General features: G+C 67.6%; 14 protein-coding genes. 6 read left to right on the plus strand and 8 right to left on the minus strand.

Annotation, left to right across the window (positions count from 1 at the left end):
• Positions 1-56: 56 nt before the first annotated feature.
• Positions 57-2,507: a phenylalanine--tRNA ligase subunit beta gene (gene pheT / locus AC07UH_RS14210; RefSeq protein WP_495181581.1), complete on the plus strand. Its 2,451-nt coding sequence runs from the start codon at positions 57-59 to the stop codon at positions 2,505-2,507.
• A gap of 332 nt (positions 2,508-2,839) precedes the next feature.
• On the opposite strand, the gene AC07UH_RS14215 is transcribed toward pheT, so the two are convergent.
• Positions 2,840-3,550: a murein L,D-transpeptidase catalytic domain family protein gene (locus tag AC07UH_RS14215; protein WP_038665961.1), complete on the minus strand. Its 711-nt coding sequence runs from the start codon at positions 3,548-3,550 to the stop codon at positions 2,840-2,842.
• 205 nt (positions 3,551-3,755) lie between these two features.
• On the opposite strand from AC07UH_RS14215, the gene AC07UH_RS14220 reads away from it, so the two are divergent.
• The 3 genes from AC07UH_RS14220 to AC07UH_RS14230 all read left to right on the plus strand — a co-directional run bounded on the left by AC07UH_RS14220 (position 3,756) and on the right by AC07UH_RS14230 (position 7,072).
• A complete protein-coding gene (locus AC07UH_RS14220; RefSeq protein WP_495181580.1) occupies positions 3,756-4,316 on the plus strand; it encodes a L,D-transpeptidase family protein in 561 nt (186 codons plus the stop codon).
• A gap of 47 nt (positions 4,317-4,363) precedes the next feature.
• The gene (locus AC07UH_RS14225) at positions 4,364-5,239 is read left to right on the plus strand and encodes an aldose 1-epimerase family protein (RefSeq protein WP_495181579.1); all 876 of its coding nucleotides are present in this window, start codon (positions 4,364-4,366) and stop codon (positions 5,237-5,239) included.
• Positions 5,240-5,545: 306 nt separating this feature from the next.
• On the plus strand, positions 5,546-7,072 hold the full coding sequence (locus AC07UH_RS14230; RefSeq protein ID WP_137899614.1) for a peptide chain release factor 3: 1,527 nt from the start codon (positions 5,546-5,548) through the stop codon (positions 7,070-7,072).
• 491 nt (positions 7,073-7,563) lie between these two features.
• On the opposite strand, the gene AC07UH_RS14235 is transcribed toward AC07UH_RS14230, so the two are convergent.
• The 5 genes from AC07UH_RS14235 to rpmF form a co-directional block, all read right to left on the minus strand.
• The gene (locus AC07UH_RS14235; RefSeq protein ID WP_495181666.1) at positions 7,564-7,932 is read right to left on the minus strand and encodes a MerR family transcriptional regulator; all 369 of its coding nucleotides are present in this window, start codon (positions 7,930-7,932) and stop codon (positions 7,564-7,566) included.
• The gene (locus tag AC07UH_RS14240) at positions 7,929-8,228 is read right to left on the minus strand and encodes an integration host factor subunit alpha (RefSeq protein ID WP_038665973.1); all 300 of its coding nucleotides are present in this window, start codon (positions 8,226-8,228) and stop codon (positions 7,929-7,931) included. Before AC07UH_RS14240 ends, AC07UH_RS14235 begins: the two co-directional genes overlap by 4 nt.
• Before the next feature lie 124 nt (positions 8,229-8,352).
• Positions 8,353-9,321, minus strand: a complete 969-nt coding sequence (locus AC07UH_RS14245) for a beta-ketoacyl-ACP synthase III (RefSeq protein WP_495181578.1) — start codon at positions 9,319-9,321, stop codon at positions 8,353-8,355.
• On the minus strand, positions 9,318-10,349 hold the full coding sequence (gene plsX / locus AC07UH_RS14250; protein WP_038665979.1) for a phosphate acyltransferase PlsX: 1,032 nt from the start codon (positions 10,347-10,349) through the stop codon (positions 9,318-9,320). The genes AC07UH_RS14245 and plsX overlap by 4 nt, the downstream gene beginning before the upstream one ends.
• Positions 10,350-10,382: 33 nt before the next feature.
• Positions 10,383-10,562, minus strand: a complete 180-nt coding sequence (gene rpmF, locus AC07UH_RS14255; RefSeq protein WP_037532429.1) for a 50S ribosomal protein L32 — start codon at positions 10,560-10,562, stop codon at positions 10,383-10,385.
• 312 nt (positions 10,563-10,874) lie between these two features.
• Between rpmF and AC07UH_RS14260 the strand changes: the two genes are divergently transcribed.
• Together AC07UH_RS14260 and AC07UH_RS14265 are read left to right on the plus strand one after the other, a co-directional pair.
• Positions 10,875-13,484, plus strand: a complete 2,610-nt coding sequence (locus AC07UH_RS14260; RefSeq protein WP_495189899.1) for a TonB-dependent receptor — start codon at positions 10,875-10,877, stop codon at positions 13,482-13,484.
• A gap of 374 nt (positions 13,485-13,858) precedes the next feature.
• Entirely contained in the window at positions 13,859-15,916 is a 2,058-nt protein-coding gene (locus AC07UH_RS14265; RefSeq protein ID WP_495181576.1) for a hypothetical protein, read from the plus strand.
• On the opposite strand, the gene AC07UH_RS14270 is transcribed toward AC07UH_RS14265, so the two are convergent.
• Positions 15,891-16,568, minus strand: coding sequence for a DUF6445 family protein (locus tag AC07UH_RS14270; protein WP_495181575.1), 678 nt, complete (start codon positions 16,566-16,568; stop codon positions 15,891-15,893). The genes AC07UH_RS14265 and AC07UH_RS14270 overlap by 26 nt on opposite strands.
• Positions 16,565-18,067 (minus strand): tryptophan halogenase family protein, encoded by a 1,503-nt coding sequence (locus tag AC07UH_RS14275; protein ID WP_495181574.1) that lies wholly within the window; start codon positions 18,065-18,067, stop codon positions 16,565-16,567. The genes AC07UH_RS14270 and AC07UH_RS14275 overlap by 4 nt, the downstream gene beginning before the upstream one ends.
• Positions 18,068-18,414 lie beyond the last annotated feature (347 nt).

Here is an 18,414-nt window from a genome sequence, read left to right on the forward strand (position 1 = left end):
CCGCCCGCATCCATGGGTCCCGGCGGTCGCCGGGATGACGAAGGTCTGGAATCGATATGAAATTCACTTTGTCCTGGCTCCGCGAGCATCTCGACACCGACGCCGCGCTCGACACGATCGTCGACACGCTGACCCGCATCGGGCTGGAGGTGGAGGGCGTCCACAATCCCGGCGATGCGCTGAAGGCGTTCCGCGTGGCGAAAGTGCTCAGCGCCGAACGCCATCCGCAGGCGGACAAATTGCAGGTGCTGTCGGTCGATGCCGGCGACGGTCCGTTGCAGGTCGTGTGCGGCGCGCCCAATGCGCGTGCCGGGCTGGTGGGCGTGTTCGGCGCGCCGGGCGCCTATGTCCCCGGGCTCGACGTGACGCTCAAGGTCGCGGCGATCCGCGGCGTCGAATCGAACGGCATGATGTGCTCGACCCGCGAGCTGGAACTCGGCGAGGATCACGACGGCATCATCGAGCTGCCCGCCGATGCGCCGGTCGGCACGCCTTTCCCCGATTACGCCGGGCTCAACGACGCGGTGATCGACATCAGCGTCACCCCCAACCGCCAGGACTGCATGGGCGTGCGCGGCATCGCGCGCGATCTCGCCGCGGCGGGGCTGGGGACGCTCAAGCCGCTCGCCGTCCCGTCTTCCCCCGTTCGCCGTGAGCCTGTCGAAGCGCAGGCCGCGCGCGCAGGGGCTTCGACCGGCTCAGCCCGAACGGATGGGGTGAGCGCGGTGGCGGGCGAGGGCGAGGCCCCCGACGTGCGCACCGACGATCGCGACGGCTGCCCTGCTTTCTATGCGCAAAATGTCAGCGGCGTGACCAACGGCGAATCGCCCGACTGGCTGCGCCGGCGCCTCACCGCGATCGGGCAGAAGCCGATCAGCGCCTTGGTCGACATCACCAATTACGTGTCGATCGACCTTGGCCGGCCGCTCCACGTCTACGACCGCGCCAAGCTCTCCGGCGGGCTCGTTGCGCGCAAGGCGCGGGACGGCGAGCAGCTCGTCGCGCTCAACGGCAAGACCTATACGCTCGATGCGACGATGACCGTCATCGCCGACGCAGCCCAAGTCCACGATATCGCCGGCATCATGGGCGGCGAGCATTCGGGCGTCTCCGCCGAAACGAGCGACGTGCTGATCGAATGCGCCTATTTCGATCCCGACCATATCGCGCGCACCGGCCAGAAGCTGCTGCTGACCAGCGACGCGCGCCAGCGCTTCGAGCGCGGCGTCGACCCGGCGTTCCTCGACGACGGCCTCGCCATCGCGACGCGGCTGGTGCTCGACCTGTGCGGCGGCACGCCCTCGCCCGTCACCCGCGCCGGCGAACCGCCGCTGACCCCGCGCGTCTATGCCTATGACCCCGCGAAAGCGGAGACCTTGGGCGGCCTCGCCGTGCCTGCCGATCGCCAGCGTGCGATCCTCGCATCGCTCGGCTTCGCCGTCGCCGACGACTGGCAGGTCACCGTGCCGACGTGGCGCCGCGATATCGACGGTGCCGCCGACCTCGTCGAGGAGGTGATCCGTATCGAGGGGATCGACAAGGTCGCGCCCGTGCCGCTGCCGCGCGTCCCCGGCGTGGCCAAGCCGACCGCCACCCCCGAGCAGAAGCTCGAACGCCGCGTCCGTCGCGCCGCCGCCGCGCGCGGTCTCGACGAGGCGGTGACGTGGAGCTTCCTGTCGGAGGCGCAGGCGGCCCCGTTCGGCGGCGGCGCGTGGACGCTCGCCAATCCGATCAGCGAGGACTTAAAGGTGATGCGGCCGTCGCTGCTCCCCGGCCTGCTGTCGGCGACCGAGCGCAATCTCAAACGCGGCATCACCGCGGTGCGGCTGTTCGAGATCGGCCGCCGCTATCTCGCCGAGGCCGAACATGCGACGCTAGGCCTCGTCCTCGCCGGCAACCGTCGCGAGCGCGGCTGGCGCGAGGGCAAGGCGGCGGGCTTCGACGCCTATGACGCGAAGGCGGAGGCGCTGGCGCTGCTCGCTGCGGCGGGCGCGCCGGTCGACAATCTGCAGGTGATGGGCGAGGCGGGCGACGCTTGGCATCCGGGACAGAGCGGCACGCTGCGGCTCGGGCCGAAGACGGTGCTGGCGCGCTTCGGCATGCTGCATCCCAGTTTGCTCAAGGCGTTCGACCTCGACGGCGCGGTGGCGGCGGTGGAGCTGTATCTCGACGCGCTGCCTTCGAAGCGCGCATCAGGTTTCATGCGTCCGGCCTTCGCGCCGCCGGCGCTGCAATCGGTCCGCCGCGATTTCGCCTTCCTCGTGCCGGCCGAGGTGAGCGCCGACGCGCTGGTCCGCGCGGTGCGCAGCGCCGACAAGGCGGCGATCGTGGCGGCACGTGTGTTCGACGTGTTCACCGGCGCGGGTGTGGAAGAAGGCAAGAAGTCGGTCGCGGTCGAGGTGACGCTGCAACCGACCGACAAGAGCTTTACCGACGAGGCGCTGAAGGCGGTGGCGGACAAGGTCGTCGCCGCCGCGGCGAAGCAGGGCGCGGTGCTGCGGGGGTAATCATTCCTCCCTCGCTTTAGCGGGGGAGGGGGACCATTCGCGAAGCGAATGGTGGAGGGGGCGTTGCCGCATACGGCCAAGTCCGCCGTATCCTCCCCCTCCGTCAGGCCTTCGCCCTGCCACCTCCCCCTGGCGGGGGAGGAATAAAGGATATCTCGTACTCCTTCGTCACCCCGGACTAGTTCCGGGGTCCACTCTGCGGCGGGGAGACTTGCTGGAGGCGCGAGCGTGAGCCTGCGGAACGGTGGACCCCAGAACGAGTCCGGGGTGACGGGTCTTATGCGGTTTCGTTCCGAACCTCAGCGCGGCGCAGTACCGTGCGGTAAACGCCCTCACACCTTGGTCGAGTAGATCATTCGCCCCGGCCCAAGCTGCTCGAACACCTGCGCGAGGTCGCTTTCGCCGACCGCGAAACAGCCCTGGCTGCGGCCGAGCATGCCGTGCGTGCGCAGCATGTCGCGGTTGGCATACCAGGCCGAATGGACCACGATCGCGCGCGCCAGCGCATTGTCGTTGGTCGCGTCCAGCCCCATCAGCCGCTGCGAGCGGCCGTGCTTGCCGACGTAATAATCCGCGGTGACGAACGCGCCTTCCGACGAGGCGTTGGAATTGGGCTCGTTCGAGAAACGCTTGAGGAAACCGGTATGCGCCGGGTCCGAGCCGCTGCCGTGCGCGACGAGGAACGACTGGCTGCGCCCCGAGACGAGATCGACGAGATGGAAGCGCGCTTCCGACGACGGCGCCGCCATGTCGGCGATCGCGATCCGGTCGCGCTGCGGGATGCGGCGACCGTGCTGGCTCAGTGCGGCGAGCGCCTGGCGCATCAGGTCGGGGCGGACGACGCGCGACGAGGTGATCGGTCGCGCCGCCACCATCGCCCGCGGAGCGGGAACGGGCGGTTCGGTCATCGGCCGCAGATCGCGCTGGGTGAGGCGACGCGGCGTCGCCGACAGCGTGCCGGGCAGTGCCAGCGTCGCCGCGAGCACGAGCCCGTTCTTCAGCAGAGCCCGTCGGTCGCGTGCGCTATCATGCTCAGTATGCATCAAAATTTCAAAAGCCCCGGTCAATCCCGCTAACAGTCATATAGCAGCAACGGACTTAATTTTCGCCCACCGCACCCCCCGATCGGCGTTCTGGTTGCACGGTTGGCCGCGAGCGGCCCTCGATTGGTCCCGAATCGGGTTCGGCACGATCCGCGGAGTCGCGCGTTGAGCCGGCAGAAGGGGGAAGCGAAAGGACGACGACAAAATGAAGCATTGGCTCATCATGGCGGGCGCCGCCGTTACCCTCGCCATCGCACCGGCTCCGGCCTTCGCCGCCGCCGCCACCGATGCGCTCGCGCCCGAGGTGACCACGCTCGCTCCCAACAAATTCCTGTGGAACGACGATGCCACGCTCGGCCCGGTCAGCATCGTCATCTCGATCCCCGACCAGAAGGCCTATGTCTATCGCGGCGAGATCCTGATCGGCGCGTCGACCGTTTCGACCGGCAAGGACGGCAAGGACACGCCGCTCGGCACCTTCCCGATCCTGCAGAAGTCGGAGGTGCACAAGAGCAACATCTACGACAGCGCACCGATGCCGTTCATGCAGCGGCTGACCTGGGACGGCGTCGCGATCCACGCCGGGATGAATCCCGGCTTCCCCGCCTCGCACGGCTGCATCCGCGTGCCGACCGCTTTCGCCAGGAACCTGTTCGGCGTGACCAGCAAGGGCACGCCGGTGCTGGTCACCGACGCCTCCGCCGCCGAAGGCTGGGTGCCGCCGACCGCGGCGGATGCGGCGCCGCTCGACCCGATGGCGCCCTGACGGACGGGCGGTTGCGATCGCGCCGCGGCTGACGCACAAGGCCGCGCATGACCGACCTCGTCACCATCCGCTCGATCGCGCTGACCGCGCAGATCAACCCGCTCGGCGCCGAGCTGACGCATCTGCGCGACGCCGGCGGGCGCGAGTTGATGACCGATGCCGATCCGGCCTTCTGGACCGGGCATGCGCCGATCCTCTTCCCGGTCATCGGCATGCCGTTCGAGGAGACGATCCGCGTCGACGGCACCGCTTATCCGATGAAGAAGCACGGCTTCGCCCGACGCTCGCTGTTCGAGGTGATCGAGGCGGCGGAGGATCGCGTCACCTTCGCGCTGACCGACAGTGCCGAGACGCGCGCGGCCTATCCGTTCGCCTTCCGTCTCGAACTGACCTACCGGATCGAGGGCGCGACCCTGTCGATCGAGGCGCGGATCGCCAATCCGGCGGACGCGCCGCTGCCGGCGAGCTTCGGCTTCCATCCCGCCTTCGCGTGGCCGCTGCCTTATGGCGAGGATCGCGCCGCGCACCGCATCCAGTTCGACGCCGACGAGCCCGACGCATTGCGCACCATCGCCGCCGACGGCACGATCGCCGAAACGCGCCGCCCGTCGCCGCTCGCCGGCCGCGAACTGGCGCTGCGCGACGATCTGTTCACCGAGGACGCGCTGGTGTGGGACCATATCCGCTCGCAGGGCGTGACCTATGGCGCGGCAAACGGGCCGCAATTGCGCGTCGCTTTCCCCGACACGCCGATGCTCGGCGTCTGGACCAAGCCCGGCGCTGCCTATGTCTGCGTCGAGCCGTGGCACGGTATCGCCGATCCCGAGGGCTATACGGGTGAGTATCGTGACAAGCCCGGCGTGTTCGAAGTGCCGGCCGGCGGCGAGAAGCGGATTGAAATGAGCGTGACGCTGAAGGGGTGACGGGATCTTCCCGACATGTGTCATCCCCGCGCAGGCGGGGATCCATACGCGCGGACGTCGCGACTCTATCCGGACCCTGCGCGTCTGGATCCCCGCCTTCGCGGGGATGACGGAGGGGAGGGGGGCATCCCCAACCCCTCTGTCCTCCACGCCCTACATCTGGCAAAGCGCCGCGACGACACGCCTCTTCCGCAGTCGGCCGCCCGCAAGCGTGCCGAACCGGGTGGGGCGCTGCCGACCCCGACGCTCCGTCACCTCCACCTTCCGCGACCCGCGCCCGGGTCGCCCGCCAGCCGGATACTGCCAGTGACCTCCCCCCGCCGCACCTTCGCGATCATCTCCCACCCCGACGCGGGCAAGACCACGCTGACCGAAAAGCTGCTCTATTTCGGCGGTGCGATCCATCTCGCCGGCGAGGTCAAGGCACGCGGCCAGAATCGCCGCGCGCGCTCGGACTGGATGAAGATCGAACAGCAGCGCGGCATTTCGGTTACCTCGTCGGTGATGACGTTCGAGCGAGAGGGCATCACCTTCAACCTGCTCGACACGCCGGGCCACGAGGATTTCAGCGAGGACACCTATCGCACACTGACCGCGGTCGATTCGGCGGTGATGGTGATCGACGCCGCCAAGGGCATCGAGCCGCAGACGCGCAAATTGTTTGAGGTCTGCCGCCTGCGCTCGGTGCCGATCATCACCTTCGTCAACAAGGTCGATCGCGAAGGGCGCCCGATCTTCGAACTGCTCGACGAGATCGCCGACATGCTCGCACTGGACGTCGCGCCGATGAGCTGGCCGGTCGGCATGGGCGGCGAGTTCGAGGGCGTGCTCGACCTCGTCACCAACACGATCAGCCGCCCCGAAGGCGACAGCCGCGCCTTCCTCGGCAAGACCGAGGCCGACCCGACGCTGTCCGAGCGCTGGGCGGAGGAGATCGAGCTGGCGCAGGCGGGCTATCCCGAATTCGACGCCGAGGCCTATCGCAACGGCGACCTGACCCCGGTCTATTTCGGCTCGGCGCTCAAGGATTTCGGTGTCGCCGAGCTGATCGGCGCGCTCGCCGAACATGCGCCGCCGCCGCGCGCGCAGCCGGCCGAGCCCGCCCCCGTCTCGCCCGACAATGACGAGGTGACCGGCTTCGTCTTCAAGGTGCAGGCGAACATGGACCCCAATCACCGCGACCGCATCGCGTTCATGCGATTGTGTTCGGGGACGTTCAAGCGCGGCATGAAGCTGACGCCGACGGGCCACGGCAAGCCGATCGCGGTGCATTCGCCGATCCTGTTCTTCGCGCAGAATCGCGAGCTTGCCGACGAGGCCTTCCCCGGCGACATCATCGGCATCCCCAACCATGGCACGCTGCGCGTCGGCGATACGCTGTCGGAGCGTGCCGACGTGCGCTTCACCGGCCTGCCCAATTTCGCGCCCGAGATCCTGCGCCGCGTCCAGCTCAAGGACCCGACCAAGACCAAGCAACTCCGCAAGGCGCTCGACGATATGGCCGAGGAGGGCGTGACGCAGGTCTTCTATCCCGAGATCGGCTCGAACTGGATCATCGGCGTCGTCGGGCAGCTGCAGCTCGAGGTGCTGCTCAGCCGACTCGATGCGGAATATAAGGTCGCGGCGGGGCTGGAGCCGGCGCCGTTCGAGACGGCGCGCTGGGTCTCGGCGGAGAACCCGGCCGATCTGAAGGACTTCATGGATCTCAACCGGTCGGCGATGGCCAAGGATCGCGACGGCAATCCGGTCTTCCTCGCCAAGAGCGCCTGGGAGGTCAATTACATCGCCGACCGCTACAGCAAGGTCCGCTTCGCCGCGACGCGCGAGCGCTAGGCGGGATCGACATGCGGGGCTTGGGTTCTCCTGCTATTGCATATGATCGATCGGGGTGTTGCTACGGCCCATCCCCCGTCATGCCGGACCTGATCCGGCATCCCGCTCCTTCGAACCGACCAGAGAAGCGGGACCCCGGCGCAAGGCCGGGGTGACGGAAGGAATTTGGAAACTCGTCCGAGCCAGTCAGACGCTCATCTGGACGCGCCTGCCGTCTTCCAAACCTCTGCCGTCACCTTGGAACAAGCCGAGACATCTGCGAAAGCCCTCGAATGCTCCTGCCAACGCAGGAGCACTGCGCTGATCCACTGGTGATGCGGACCTTCGCAGAGGTTTCGAACATATTTTGGGGTGACGAACATGAGGTGGAAAATCGATAGGACCTCATCACCGCAGTCACCCGCGATTGCGCTGCACTGACGGAGAGGGTTTCACCAGACATAGGGCAGGGGGCAGCTACGGCCGCCTCGCACTCCGCTTCATCCGACCGGTCAGGTGGTATCGTCGTCCTGTGTCAGCGCACGGCCGAGATCGTCGCGGATCGCGCGCAACGCGGCAAATATGTCGGGCGCCCTATCGCCGGGGCCAGTTTCCGGCGGGGCGGATTGGGCCAGCACCTGCTGGACGCCGCGGACGGTATAGCCCTGCGCGTTGAGCAACGCATCGATACGCCGCACCAAGGCGACGTCTGCGGGTCGGTAATAGCGACGGTTTCCGGCACGCGTGACTGGGCGCAGCTGCGGGAAACGCGTTTCCCAATAGCGCAGGACATGCTGCGGGAGGCCTGTCGCCTCCGACACTTCCCCGGTCGTCCTGAACGCTCCGCTCGCCTTGGGCGTGCCGGAGACCTTGCGGCTCAGCTGGAGGTGACGATGCGTTCGCGCATCATCTGGCTGGCGCGGAAGGTCAGCACCCGTCGCGGCGCGATCGGCACTTCGACGCCGGTCTTCGGATTGCGACCGATCCGCTCGCCCTTGTCGCGCAGGACGAAGGTGCCAAAGCCCGAAATCTTGACGTTCTCACCCCGCGCGAGCGCCTCGCACATTTCGGTCAGAATCTGTTCCACGATCTTCGCCGACTCGGTCCGCGACAATCCAATCTGACGGTGCAGGGCTTCCGAAAGGTCCGCCCTCGTCAGTGTTCCAACAGTAGTCATCAACACGCTCGCCCCACTCCATCTGCTAGGATGCCCGCGTATAATGTTACACGATAGCAGACGTGTCCGAAAGTGACTTTGTTGTCAGGTTCCCGGCAAGGCCGGAAAAACGAACGAATTGCTGTCAGAAGCGGACGACCGCGGCGCCCCAGGTGAAGCCGCCGCCCATCGCCTCGAGCACGACGATCTCGCCCTGGCGGACCCGGCCGTCGCGCACCGCGACGTCGAGCGCGAGCGGCACCGAGGCCGCCGAGGTGTTGGCGTGGCGATCGACGGTGACGACGATCTTGTCGGGCGACAGGCCGAGCTTGCGACTGGTCGCGTCGAGGATGCGGGCATTGGCCTGATGCGGCACCACCCAGTCGACATCCGCCGAGGTCAGCCCGGCGATGACCAATGTCTCTTCCAGCACCGCGGCGAGATTGACGACGGCGTGGCGGAACACCTCGCGCCCCTTCATCCGCAGCTTGCCGACGGTGCCGGTGGTCGACGGGCCGCCGTCGACGTAGAGCAGATCGTTGTGGCGGCCGTCGGCGTGGAGCTTGGTGGCGAGGATGCCGCGGCCGCTTTCCGCATCGCTCTCCTGCCCTTCGAGCACGATCGCGCCGGCGCCGTCGCCGAACAGCACCGCGGTGGTGCGATCCTCCCAGTCGAGGATGCGGCTGAACGTCTCGGCGCCGATCACCAGAGCGCGGCGATGCACACCGGTGCGCAGCATCGAATCGGCGACCTGCACCGCATAGAGGAAGCCCGAACAGACCGCGGCGACGTCGAAGGCGACGCAATCGTCGATGCCGAGCATCGCCTGCACCTTAGTGGCGGTCGCCGGAAAGGTCTGGTCGGGGGTGGCGGTGGCGAGGACGATCAGGTCGATGTCGGCGGCGGCGGCGCCGGCCGAATTGAGCGCGGCGCGGCAGGCGTCGGCGGCGAGCGTCGCGGTCGTCTCGTGCGGACCGGCAATGTGGCGGAAGCGGATGCCGGTGCGCTCGACGATCCAGGCGTCGCTGGTGTCGAGCTGCTGTTCCAGATCGGCGTTGGACACGCGCCGCTCGGGCAGCGCCGAGCCGGTGCCGAGGACGACCGAACGGATCATGCGGCTTTCTTCTCGAAATTGCCGAGATCGTCGGCGATGCGGCGGGTCAGGTCGGCGCGGACCATCTTGGCGGCATTGCCGATCGCGGTGGCGACGCCGCGCTCGTTGGCGCTGCCGTGGCTCTTCACGACGATGCCGTTGAGGCCGAGGAAGACCGCGCCATTGTGATTGTTGGGATCGAGGTGATCGCGCAGCAGCTCGGTTGCCGGACGCGAGATCAGGAAGCCGACCTTCGAGCGGACCGACGAGCTGAACGCGCGCTTGAGCAGGTCGGCGACGAAGCGCGCGGTGCCCTCGGCGGTCTTGAGCGCGATATTGCCGGCGAAGCCGTCGCAGACGATCACGTCGTGATTGCCGCGGGCGAGCTGGTTGCCCTCGACGAAGCCGGTGAAGGTCAGCGGCAGATGCGTCTGCCCTTTCAGCACCGCGGCGGCATCGCGGATCTCGTCGGTGCCCTTCTGGTCCTCGCTGCCGATGTTGAGCAGCGCGACACGGGGGCTGTCGAGATCCATGATCGTCCGCGCGTAGGCGGCACCCATGACGGCGAACTGGACGAGGTTGCGCGCATCCACCTCGGTATTGGCACCGAGATCGAGCATCACGACGTCATTGTCGCCGAGCGTCGGCAAGGGCGCGGCGAGCGCCGGCCGGTCGATGCCGGGCAGGGTGCGCAACGCGAGCTTGGCCATCGCCATCAGCGCGCCGGTATTGCCCGACGAGACGGCGGCGCCGGCACGACCCTGTTTCACCAGATCGATGGCGATACCCATCGAGGTCGTCTTGGCGCGGCGGATCGCCTGGCTCGGCTTGTCGCTCGAACCGACGGTCTCGGGGGCGTGGACGATCTCGCTATGCTGGCTGAGGTTGGGATGGCTCTTCAGCTCTTCCGCAACCTTGGCCTCGTCGCCCACCAGGAAGAAGCGCATGCCTTCATACCGCCGGCGGGCGGCAGCCACGCCGGCGAGCATGACCGCCAGCCCCTCGTCGCCGCCCATCGCATCGACGGCGATCCAGGAAGTGTCGGGCATGTTCAGCGCTTATCCGGATGGGAGGGGAGGGGCTCAGCCCTCGACCGAGACGATCTCGCGGCCGTTATAGTGGCCGCAAGCGGTGCACAGATTGTGCGGACGCTTGAGCTCGCCACAGTTCGGGCACTCCTGGAACGATTCGATGCTGAGCGAATCGTGGCTGCGACGCATGCCGCGCTTGGAGGGAGAGGTCTTTCGCTTAGGGACGGCCATTTCGGCACCTTGTTCTAGAAATCGGCTTACGGAAAACCGATGAGCCCGACGGGCCGCCCGGGCAACCGACGAAACGCCGGCCGCTGGACGCCACCGACAACCGGACGCATCGCGAAGCGGGGGCCTATAGCGAATTTCCGCACCGGCGCAAGCTTCGGCGCACCGCACCCTCGAGATCCGGCTGTGTCTCCGCCGCCACAGGCTCCACCCATTCTGGTCCGATTTCGCTCCGACTGCTGTTGCTAAGTGCCCGAAAGGTATAACAACTCGCTCAACCGTCAAAGAACGGCAGACGTATTTAGGGGAGACATGATGCGCACCGACCATGTTGGTATTCGCGCCCTGCTGCTCGCAGGTGCCGCGACCTTGCCTTTCGCCGCCGCGGCACAGACGGTGCCGGGCGATCAGCCCACCACGCAGGGCGCCACCCAGACGGACACGCAGGCCGGTACGCCTGCCGCCACGACGGCCCCGGCCGAAGCGAACGACGATCTCCAGGATATCGTCGTCACCGGCCAGACCACCCGCGACCGCCCGCTGATCACCTCGTCCGCCGACATCACCTATGCGACGCGTGAGGCGATCGACCGGCGCGCGCCGCGCTCGACCGCGGATATGCTCGAACTAGTCCCGGGCATTTTCGTCGAGGCGACCGCGGGCGAATCGTCGAACAATTATTCCGTCCGCGGCCTGCAGGGCGGCGGCCAGCGCTTCGTCCAGCTCGAGGAAGACGGCATGCCGATCCTCTATGGCGGCGGCGGTGCCGACTTCTTCTTCCAGCAGGATCTGACGATCGATCGGCTAGAGGCGGTCAAGGGCGGTTCGTCGGGCGTGCTGACCGTCAACGGCGCCGGCGCGACGATCAATTTCATTTCCAAGCGCCCGAATTTCAAGGAATTCGAGGGCGCGGTCCGTCTCACCGGCTTCAACTACGGGCTCAAGCGCGCGGATTTCTATTATTCGGCGCCGCTCGCCGACAATCTGGCGTTCAACTTCGGCGGCTATGTGCAAAGCAGCCCCGGCGTGCGCCGCAACCCGTTCGACTATGCCGGCTATCGGATCAAGGGCGCACTCGAATACCGGCTGCCCGGTGGCGGATCGATTCGCCTGTCCGGCCGCCGCGGCGACATCGAGACCGCTTATTACGCGTCGGCGCCGTATCGCTACGACAATGGCGACCCCGCCAGCATTCCCGGCTTCAACATCCAGAAGGACAATATCGGCGGCGACGCCTTCACCTCGATCAACGTGCCGGTATCGACCTTCGCGCATCCCAGCGGCTACCGGCCGTTCCGCTATCGCGACGGCATCCGCTCGCTCTACAACCAGGCGCGGCTCGATATCGACGTGCCGGTGTCGGAGACGATCAGCCTGTTCGCGCGCTCGCGCTACATCGATTACAAATACGATTTTAACGGCCTGTTCCCGGGGTCGGGGACGGGCAACGCGGGCCTCGCCAGCGCGGTCGACTATCTGACCCCCGATCCGGCACGCTCGCCGATCATCGACGTGCTGCGTGCCGGCTTCGCCGCTTTCCCCGCCACCACCCGTTTCGGCATCCGCAACCTGCGCACCGGCGTGGTGCTCGGCTCGGACCAGACCGCGGCGCTCAACGCGCTCAACGGCAACGGCTTCCTCCAGCGCACGACGCTCAACCACGATGCCGTCCACGGCAAGGATTTCGGCAGCAACATCGGCGCGCGCTGGGAAACGCAATTCGGCGCGATCAAGAACTCGCTGACCGTCGGCGGCATGTATTACAACGTCAAACGCAGCCAGGATCAGTCGGCGACCGCCAGCGTCGTCAACGACGTCAAGAACAACAGCGACATCTACGACATCGTCGCGCTGAACGGCGCCAATGCGGTGATCGGTACGCTGACCGACAGCGGCCTCGTCTCCTACGGCGATTGGGGCAACGGCATCCGCGAGCGCAAGGACGAGACCGTCTCGCTCTATGCGAATGACGAGATCGCGCTCGGCGATCATCTGCGCATCGACGGCGGCATCCGCTGGGAACGCGACACCGCGACCGCGTTCGACGGTGTATCGGCGGCGACCAACCAGGCGGTGCCGGCCAGCCAGGGCGGCGTGATCCGCACCGTCGGGCCGACCTTCAACGGCCAATATGCCCCGACCAACGTCAGCCGGACGGGCACCGACGGCAAGCTCAGCCAGTCGAAGATCGCCTGGACGGTCGGCGCCAACTATCTCTTCACGCCGAACTTCTCGATCTACGCCCGCTATGCCGACGGCTTCCAGACCAACAACATCGATCCGATCACGACGATCAAGCTCTACGAAGCGGGGCTGCGGTATCAATACGGCCGTCTGTTCACCGGATCGGTGACGGTGTTCCGCACCAATTTCGACGACCAGAATTACAATTTCGCCAATCCTGCCAATCCGGCGGTGCAGCAGAACATCAACGCCGATCTGCGCACCAAGGGGGTCGAGGTCGACGTGCTGGTGCGGCCGATCCGCTGGTTCTCGGTCGATTTCCAGGGCGTGTTCCAGGACCCGAAACTGGTCAACCTCCAGCTCGATGGTGTCACCGACCCGGGCTATGCCGGCAATCGTCCCGAACGGACGCCCGCGTCGCTGTGGACCGTCACCCCGGCGATCCAATTGCCCAACGGTCTCGGGGAGATCTTCGGCCGCTATAAATATATCGGCAAGATCTTCGCCGATGCCGGCAACGGCGTCGCGCTGCCGAGTTATGGCGTGACCAGCGCCGGGGTGACGCTCAACGTCACCGAGAAGCTGCAGGTGGCGGTGAATGCGGAGAACATCTTCAACGTCGTCGGCCTGACCGAGGGCAATCCGCGCCAGGGGCAGACGCAGGCGATCACCGACGGCTATTTCTACGCCCGCGGCATCGTCGGCCCGACCTATGGCGGATCGGTGACGTTCCGCTTCTGACCGGGCGGACGCCTATCGCCGGGATGATAAGGTGCGACCGGCTTCTCCAGAAGATCCGTCACCCCGGACGGGTTGAAGACCTTTGCGAGACCCGGTCCCTGACCCACCAAGCATGTACCCCGGCGGAGGCCGGGGCCCAGTTGGGCGAAGGTTTGTAGTGAATTACAAAGGCCTTCCCAACTGGGTCCCGGCCTTCGCTGGGGTACACAAGATGTCTGCCCACGGTCTCGAACGGGTCGGGTGTGACGAAGTGGGCGTCAAAGGAGATCGACCCCGTTTGCGCTCATAGACGATAGTCCATGCGGGATCACGAAAGCGGGCCTGGCCAACGATCGGTTCGAACGATGGCGTCGGCCCCATCGAGGAGTGGTGAGATGAAGACCCTGATATTGGCGCTGCTCGCCGGCGCGGCGATCGGCGGCGCGACATGGGCGGGGGCGCAGCAACGGTCCGCGCCCGAACTCGCCTATCAGGTCACCGAGGGGCAGAACCTCAACGCGTTCCTGCGCGATGGTCCGGTCGCGGCGCATCTGCTGCTCCGCAACGGCAGCGACCCACGCATCCTCGTCGCTTTCCCGGCGGGCAACAGCGGCGTCGGATTGTGGTTCGAGCCGCTCGCCCGTCCCGCGACATGGCGGCTCGAACAACCGCCGCGCGCCGCCTCGGCCGCCGGTGTCGCCGGGCCGCAGCCGGCGATCGTCGCGGTCGCCAGCATCGACGCGCCGCGGCTGCGGATCAAACAGGCGGTGCTGTCGAGCGTCCGCTTCCTGCGCGACTATCAGTCGGTCGGCCGTTTCCCCGAGGCTTTGGCGGTCGATCCGGTCGTGACGGGCGATACGATCACCTGGCGACGGGCCCGGCTCGACGGCGCGCCGGGCTATCTGCTGCAGGTCCGCGTGCGCGCCGGCCGGATCGCCGACGGGGCGATCACCGCCGCACCCGGCCAGCCGATCCGGCTGGAGATCACCGCGTCCAGCGGCGAGACGCCCTTGCACGGGCTGACGCCGGCCGAGTTGCTCAACGCCAAGGCCGCCGCCGATCCGGTCGCGCGCAACGCGCTGCGCTTCCTCAGCTACCGCGAGAAGTTCCTCGCCGGTTCGTGGCGGTTCCAGACCTATTTCGGCCGCGACACCTTGATGTCGCTGCGCCTGCTGATGCCGGTCCTGCAACCGCGCGCGATCGAGGCGGGGCTGGGGTCGGTGCTGGCGCGGCTCGACTCGTCGGGCGACGTCGCGCATGAAGAGGGGATCGGCGAGTTCGCCGTGGTCGATCGTCGCCAGCACGGCGGCAGCGGCGATGCCGCCGTGCTCGATTATGCGATGATCGACGACGATTACATGCTCGCGCCGGTGGCGGCGAGCTACCTGCTCGACCGCGGCGACCGCGCCGCGGCGCAGCGCTTCCTCGCCGCGCGACTGGTCGACGAGGGCATTCCCGGCAAGACCGAACCGGCTGGCGCCGCCTTGGTCCGCAACCTCCGCTTCGTCGTCGCGCACGCGCGGCCGTTCGCCGCGACGCCCGCCGTCGGCCAGTTGATCGGCCTCAAGCCAGGCCGGATGACCGGCCAGTGGCGCGACAGCGAAGAGGGGCTGGGGAGGGGGCGCTATCCCTATGACGTCAATGCGGTGTTCGTGCCCGCCGCACTCGATGCGGCGGCGCGGCTGCTCGCCGCCGGGTTGCTCGACCTGTATCTGGCGGGCGACGATCGCGCGATGCTCGCATCGGCGAGCGCCACGGCGCAGGTCTGGCGCCAGCGCGTGCCGGACCTGTTCCGCGTGACGATCCCCGCTGCCGACGCGGCGGCGCGGGTGCGCGGCTATGCGCAGGGCCTCGGCATCCCTGCCGCGCCGGCGCTCGCCGCGCTCGGCGGCAAGCCGCTCGTCTTCCACGCCATCGCGCTCGCCGCCGACGGCAAACCGGTGCAGATCGTCCATTCCGACGAGGGCTTCGCGTTGCTGTTCGCCACCCCGTCGGCCGCCGATCTCGATACCTATGTCGACGCTGCGATGCGGCCGTTCCCGGCCGGGCTGATGACCGATATCGGCCTGCTCGTCGCCAATGCCGCGCAGGCCGACACCGCGACGCAGGCGCGGTTCACCCCCGCCGCTTATCATGGCGCGGTGGTCTGGTCGTGGCAGCAGGCGCTGTTCGCCGCCGGCCTCGAACGGCAATTGGCGCGGACCGACCTGCCGCCGGCGACGCGTAGCCGGCTGACGGAGGCGCAGGCGCGGCTATGGCGCGCGATCCAGGCTACGCGCGCGACACAGAGCTCGGAACTCTGGTCCTGGGCCTTCGCCGACGGCCGCTATGCCGTCGTCCCGTTTGGCGCCGGCAAGCAGGACGTCGACGAATCGAACGCGGCGCAATTGTGGAGCACCGTCTACCTCGCCGTCCAGCCGCCGCGGGTCAGCCTGGCGCCAGGAACGCGGTGATCGTGAGCCGGCCGCGCGTGGGATCGTCGCTCAGCACCGCATCGGGGGCGATCGCACCGCTGTGGAGCAACGCGCTGCGATAGAGGACGGCGCGATTGTAGCGCGCCTCGACCAGCGCGATCCGCTCGAACAGCGGCGTCGATCCGTGGCTATAGGCCGGGGCGGGCACGCCGCCGTGACGCAGTTCGGCGTCGAGCTGCTCGAAATAGATCGGCGCACGGGCACGATCGAGCCGCTCGAACCCGGTGCTGCGATGCCGGTAGAATGCGGTGCCGTCGCCGCCGTCGGGGTCGAGATAATGGACCAGGGCGATCCGGCCCGGATCGACGGCGTCGACGTGCGGCAGGCGCTGCGGCAGCGTCAGTCGCGCGGGCGGCGTGGTGACCAGGGCATAGCTCGAATCGAGCAGCGCCAGCGCGCCGTCATGATCGAACACCCCGGCGAGCGCGCGGGTCAGCGCCGGTCGCACCGCGGCGAAATAGGTGGCGGGCAGGCTGGCGCGCAGGCCGGGATAATGGTGGCGGCCGGGCTCGAAGGGCGCGGTTGCGGCATGGCTGCGCAACGCATCGGGATCGGGGTGGAAGCCGTCGATGATCGCGATCGGCTCCGCCTCGTTGCCGATGCGGCGCGCAACGATGTCCGGCGGCGTCACGACGGCGTGCCGATCATCTGCGCCAGCACCGCGTCGTGCATGGGCAGTGTCGGCACAGCCCGCGCAATGACGTCGGCGATCTGCTGGACCTGCGCGCGATTGGCGGCCGGATCGATCGCATCGGCAAGCGGATTATAACCCTGCGCCTTCATTCCCTGGCCATCGAGCACCGCAAGCCAGCTCGCCTCGCGGAACAATTCGTCCGGATCGAGGATCAGCCGTCCCGATCGTCGATATTGTGCGATCCGCTCGCGCAGGCCGTCGGGCAGGGGCATCGTTCGACAGTGGCGCCAGAGCGGCTCTTCGCGGCCGGTCGCATGGTAATGGAGAATCAGGAAATCCTTGATCCCGTCCATATCGCGCGCGAACGTCGTGTTGAAGCGTGACGCCAGCGCCGGATCGCAATCGCGATCGGGGAACAGCGTCAGCAATTTGGCGATGCCGCTCTGGATTAGATGGATGCTGGTCGATTCGAGCGGTTCGAGGAAGCCCGACGACAGGCCGATCGCCACGACATTGTCGCGCCACGGCCGGCGCCGCACGCCCGCCTTGAAGCGCAGCAGCCGCGGCTCGGCCAAGGGCTCGCCGTCCAGATTGGCCAGCAACGTCGCTATGGCGGCATCGTCGCTGCACTGGTCGCTGGCATAGACATAGCCGTTCCCGGTGCGATGCTGCAGCGGAATGCGCCACTGCCAGCCGGCGGCGCGGGCGGTGGATCGGGTGTAGGGCGTGGTGGCGGCGACCCGTGCGCAGGGCACGGCCACGGCGCGGTCGCAGGGCAGCCAGTGCGACCAGTCCTCGAAAGGTTCGCCGACGACGCCGTCGATCAGCAGCGCGCGAAAGCCGGAGCAATCGATGAAAAGATCGCCCTCCAGCCGCTCGCCCCGCGACGTGGTCAAAGCGCTGACGAAGCCGGTGTCCGGGTGACGCTCCACCGTATGCAGCCGGCCTTCGACGCGCACCACGCCGCGAGTCTCGCTCACCCGACGCAGATGGGCCGCATAGAGGCCGGCGTCGAAATGATAGGCGTAACCGAGGGTCGACAGGATCGACCGTGCGTCGCCGCTCGGCCGCGCGAACCGGTTTTCGTCGGCGAGCCCTTCCGCCAGCGACAGGGCGCCGAGCGTCATCGCGAGGCCGTCGGCCGCCGCCTTCAGCCAGCGATGATGGAAGGCGACGCCGGGCAACGCCGCGCCATAATGACCGAAAGGATGGAAATAGCGGTGGCCCGGTGCGCGCCAATCGACGAACGCGATGCCGAGCTTGAACGTCGCCTTGGTCGCCCGCAGGAAGTCGGCCTCGTCGAGCCCGACCAGCGAGTTGAACCAGTGAATCGTCGGGATCGTCGCTTCACCCACCCCGACGGTGCCGATCTCCTCCGATTCGAGCAGGGTAACGGTCATCGCGGCGCCGAAGCTATGTGACAGGGCTGCCGCCGTCATCCACCCGGCAGTCCCGCCGCCCAAGATGACCACCCGCCGGATCCGTCTCGATTCCATGGCTTATCCTATCCGGCGGACGGGTAAGGCGCCACTGCCCAAGCCATCGGCGAGGTAGGCTCCGGGCAGACCTGCCAGAGGCGTTGTAAGCCGCGTGACGGCATGGTTCCCCCACAAATGTCGTAAAAGTGCAATTTGGTGTTGACGGGCAGGGGCGGCCCGCCTAGATGGGTGTCACCGCAGCGGTGGCCGACTTGGTCGCCGAGGCAGTCACAACAGACCTGGCGCGCTGACCGCCCCGAGAAAAAGGGGTAAGGGAGCTGTGCCGGTGTTTTTGTCGGCTCTTTGACATTGTTGAACAGATGAAGGGACATGTGGGCGGCGGCTCCGGTCTACGGCGTTTCAAG

It is taken from the genome of Sphingomonas sp. GW821-FHT04B01 (assembly GCF_059420425.1).

Excerpts from the sequence above, each read along its gene's own strand:
- AC07UH_RS14245 (WP_495181578.1), bottom strand. The coding sequence starts at position 9,321 with ATGATCCGTTCGGTCGTCCTCGGCACCGGCTCGGCGCTGCCCGAGCGG.
- AC07UH_RS14225 (WP_495181579.1), top strand. The coding sequence starts at position 4,364 with ATGACCGACCTCGTCACCATCCGCTCGATCGCGCTGACCGCGCAGATC.
- AC07UH_RS14215 (WP_038665961.1), bottom strand. The coding sequence starts at position 3,550 with ATGCATACTGAGCATGATAGCGCACGCGACCGACGGGCTCTGCTGAAG.
- AC07UH_RS14240 (WP_038665973.1), bottom strand. The coding sequence starts at position 8,228 with ATGACTACTGTTGGAACACTGACGAGGGCGGACCTTTCGGAAGCCCTG.
- pheT (WP_495181581.1), top strand. The coding sequence starts at position 57 with ATGAAATTCACTTTGTCCTGGCTCCGCGAGCATCTCGACACCGACGCC.
- rpmF (WP_037532429.1), bottom strand. The coding sequence starts at position 10,562 with ATGGCCGTCCCTAAGCGAAAGACCTCTCCCTCCAAGCGCGGCATGCGT.
- AC07UH_RS14265 (WP_495181576.1), top strand. The coding sequence starts at position 13,859 with ATGAAGACCCTGATATTGGCGCTGCTCGCCGGCGCGGCGATCGGCGGC.
- AC07UH_RS14275 (WP_495181574.1), bottom strand. The coding sequence starts at position 18,067 with ATGGAATCGAGACGGATCCGGCGGGTGGTCATCTTGGGCGGCGGGACT.
- plsX (WP_038665979.1), bottom strand. The coding sequence starts at position 10,349 with ATGCCCGACACTTCCTGGATCGCCGTCGATGCGATGGGCGGCGACGAG.
- AC07UH_RS14260 (WP_495189899.1), top strand. The coding sequence starts at position 10,875 with ATGCGCACCGACCATGTTGGTATTCGCGCCCTGCTGCTCGCAGGTGCC.
- AC07UH_RS14220 (WP_495181580.1), top strand. The coding sequence starts at position 3,756 with ATGAAGCATTGGCTCATCATGGCGGGCGCCGCCGTTACCCTCGCCATC.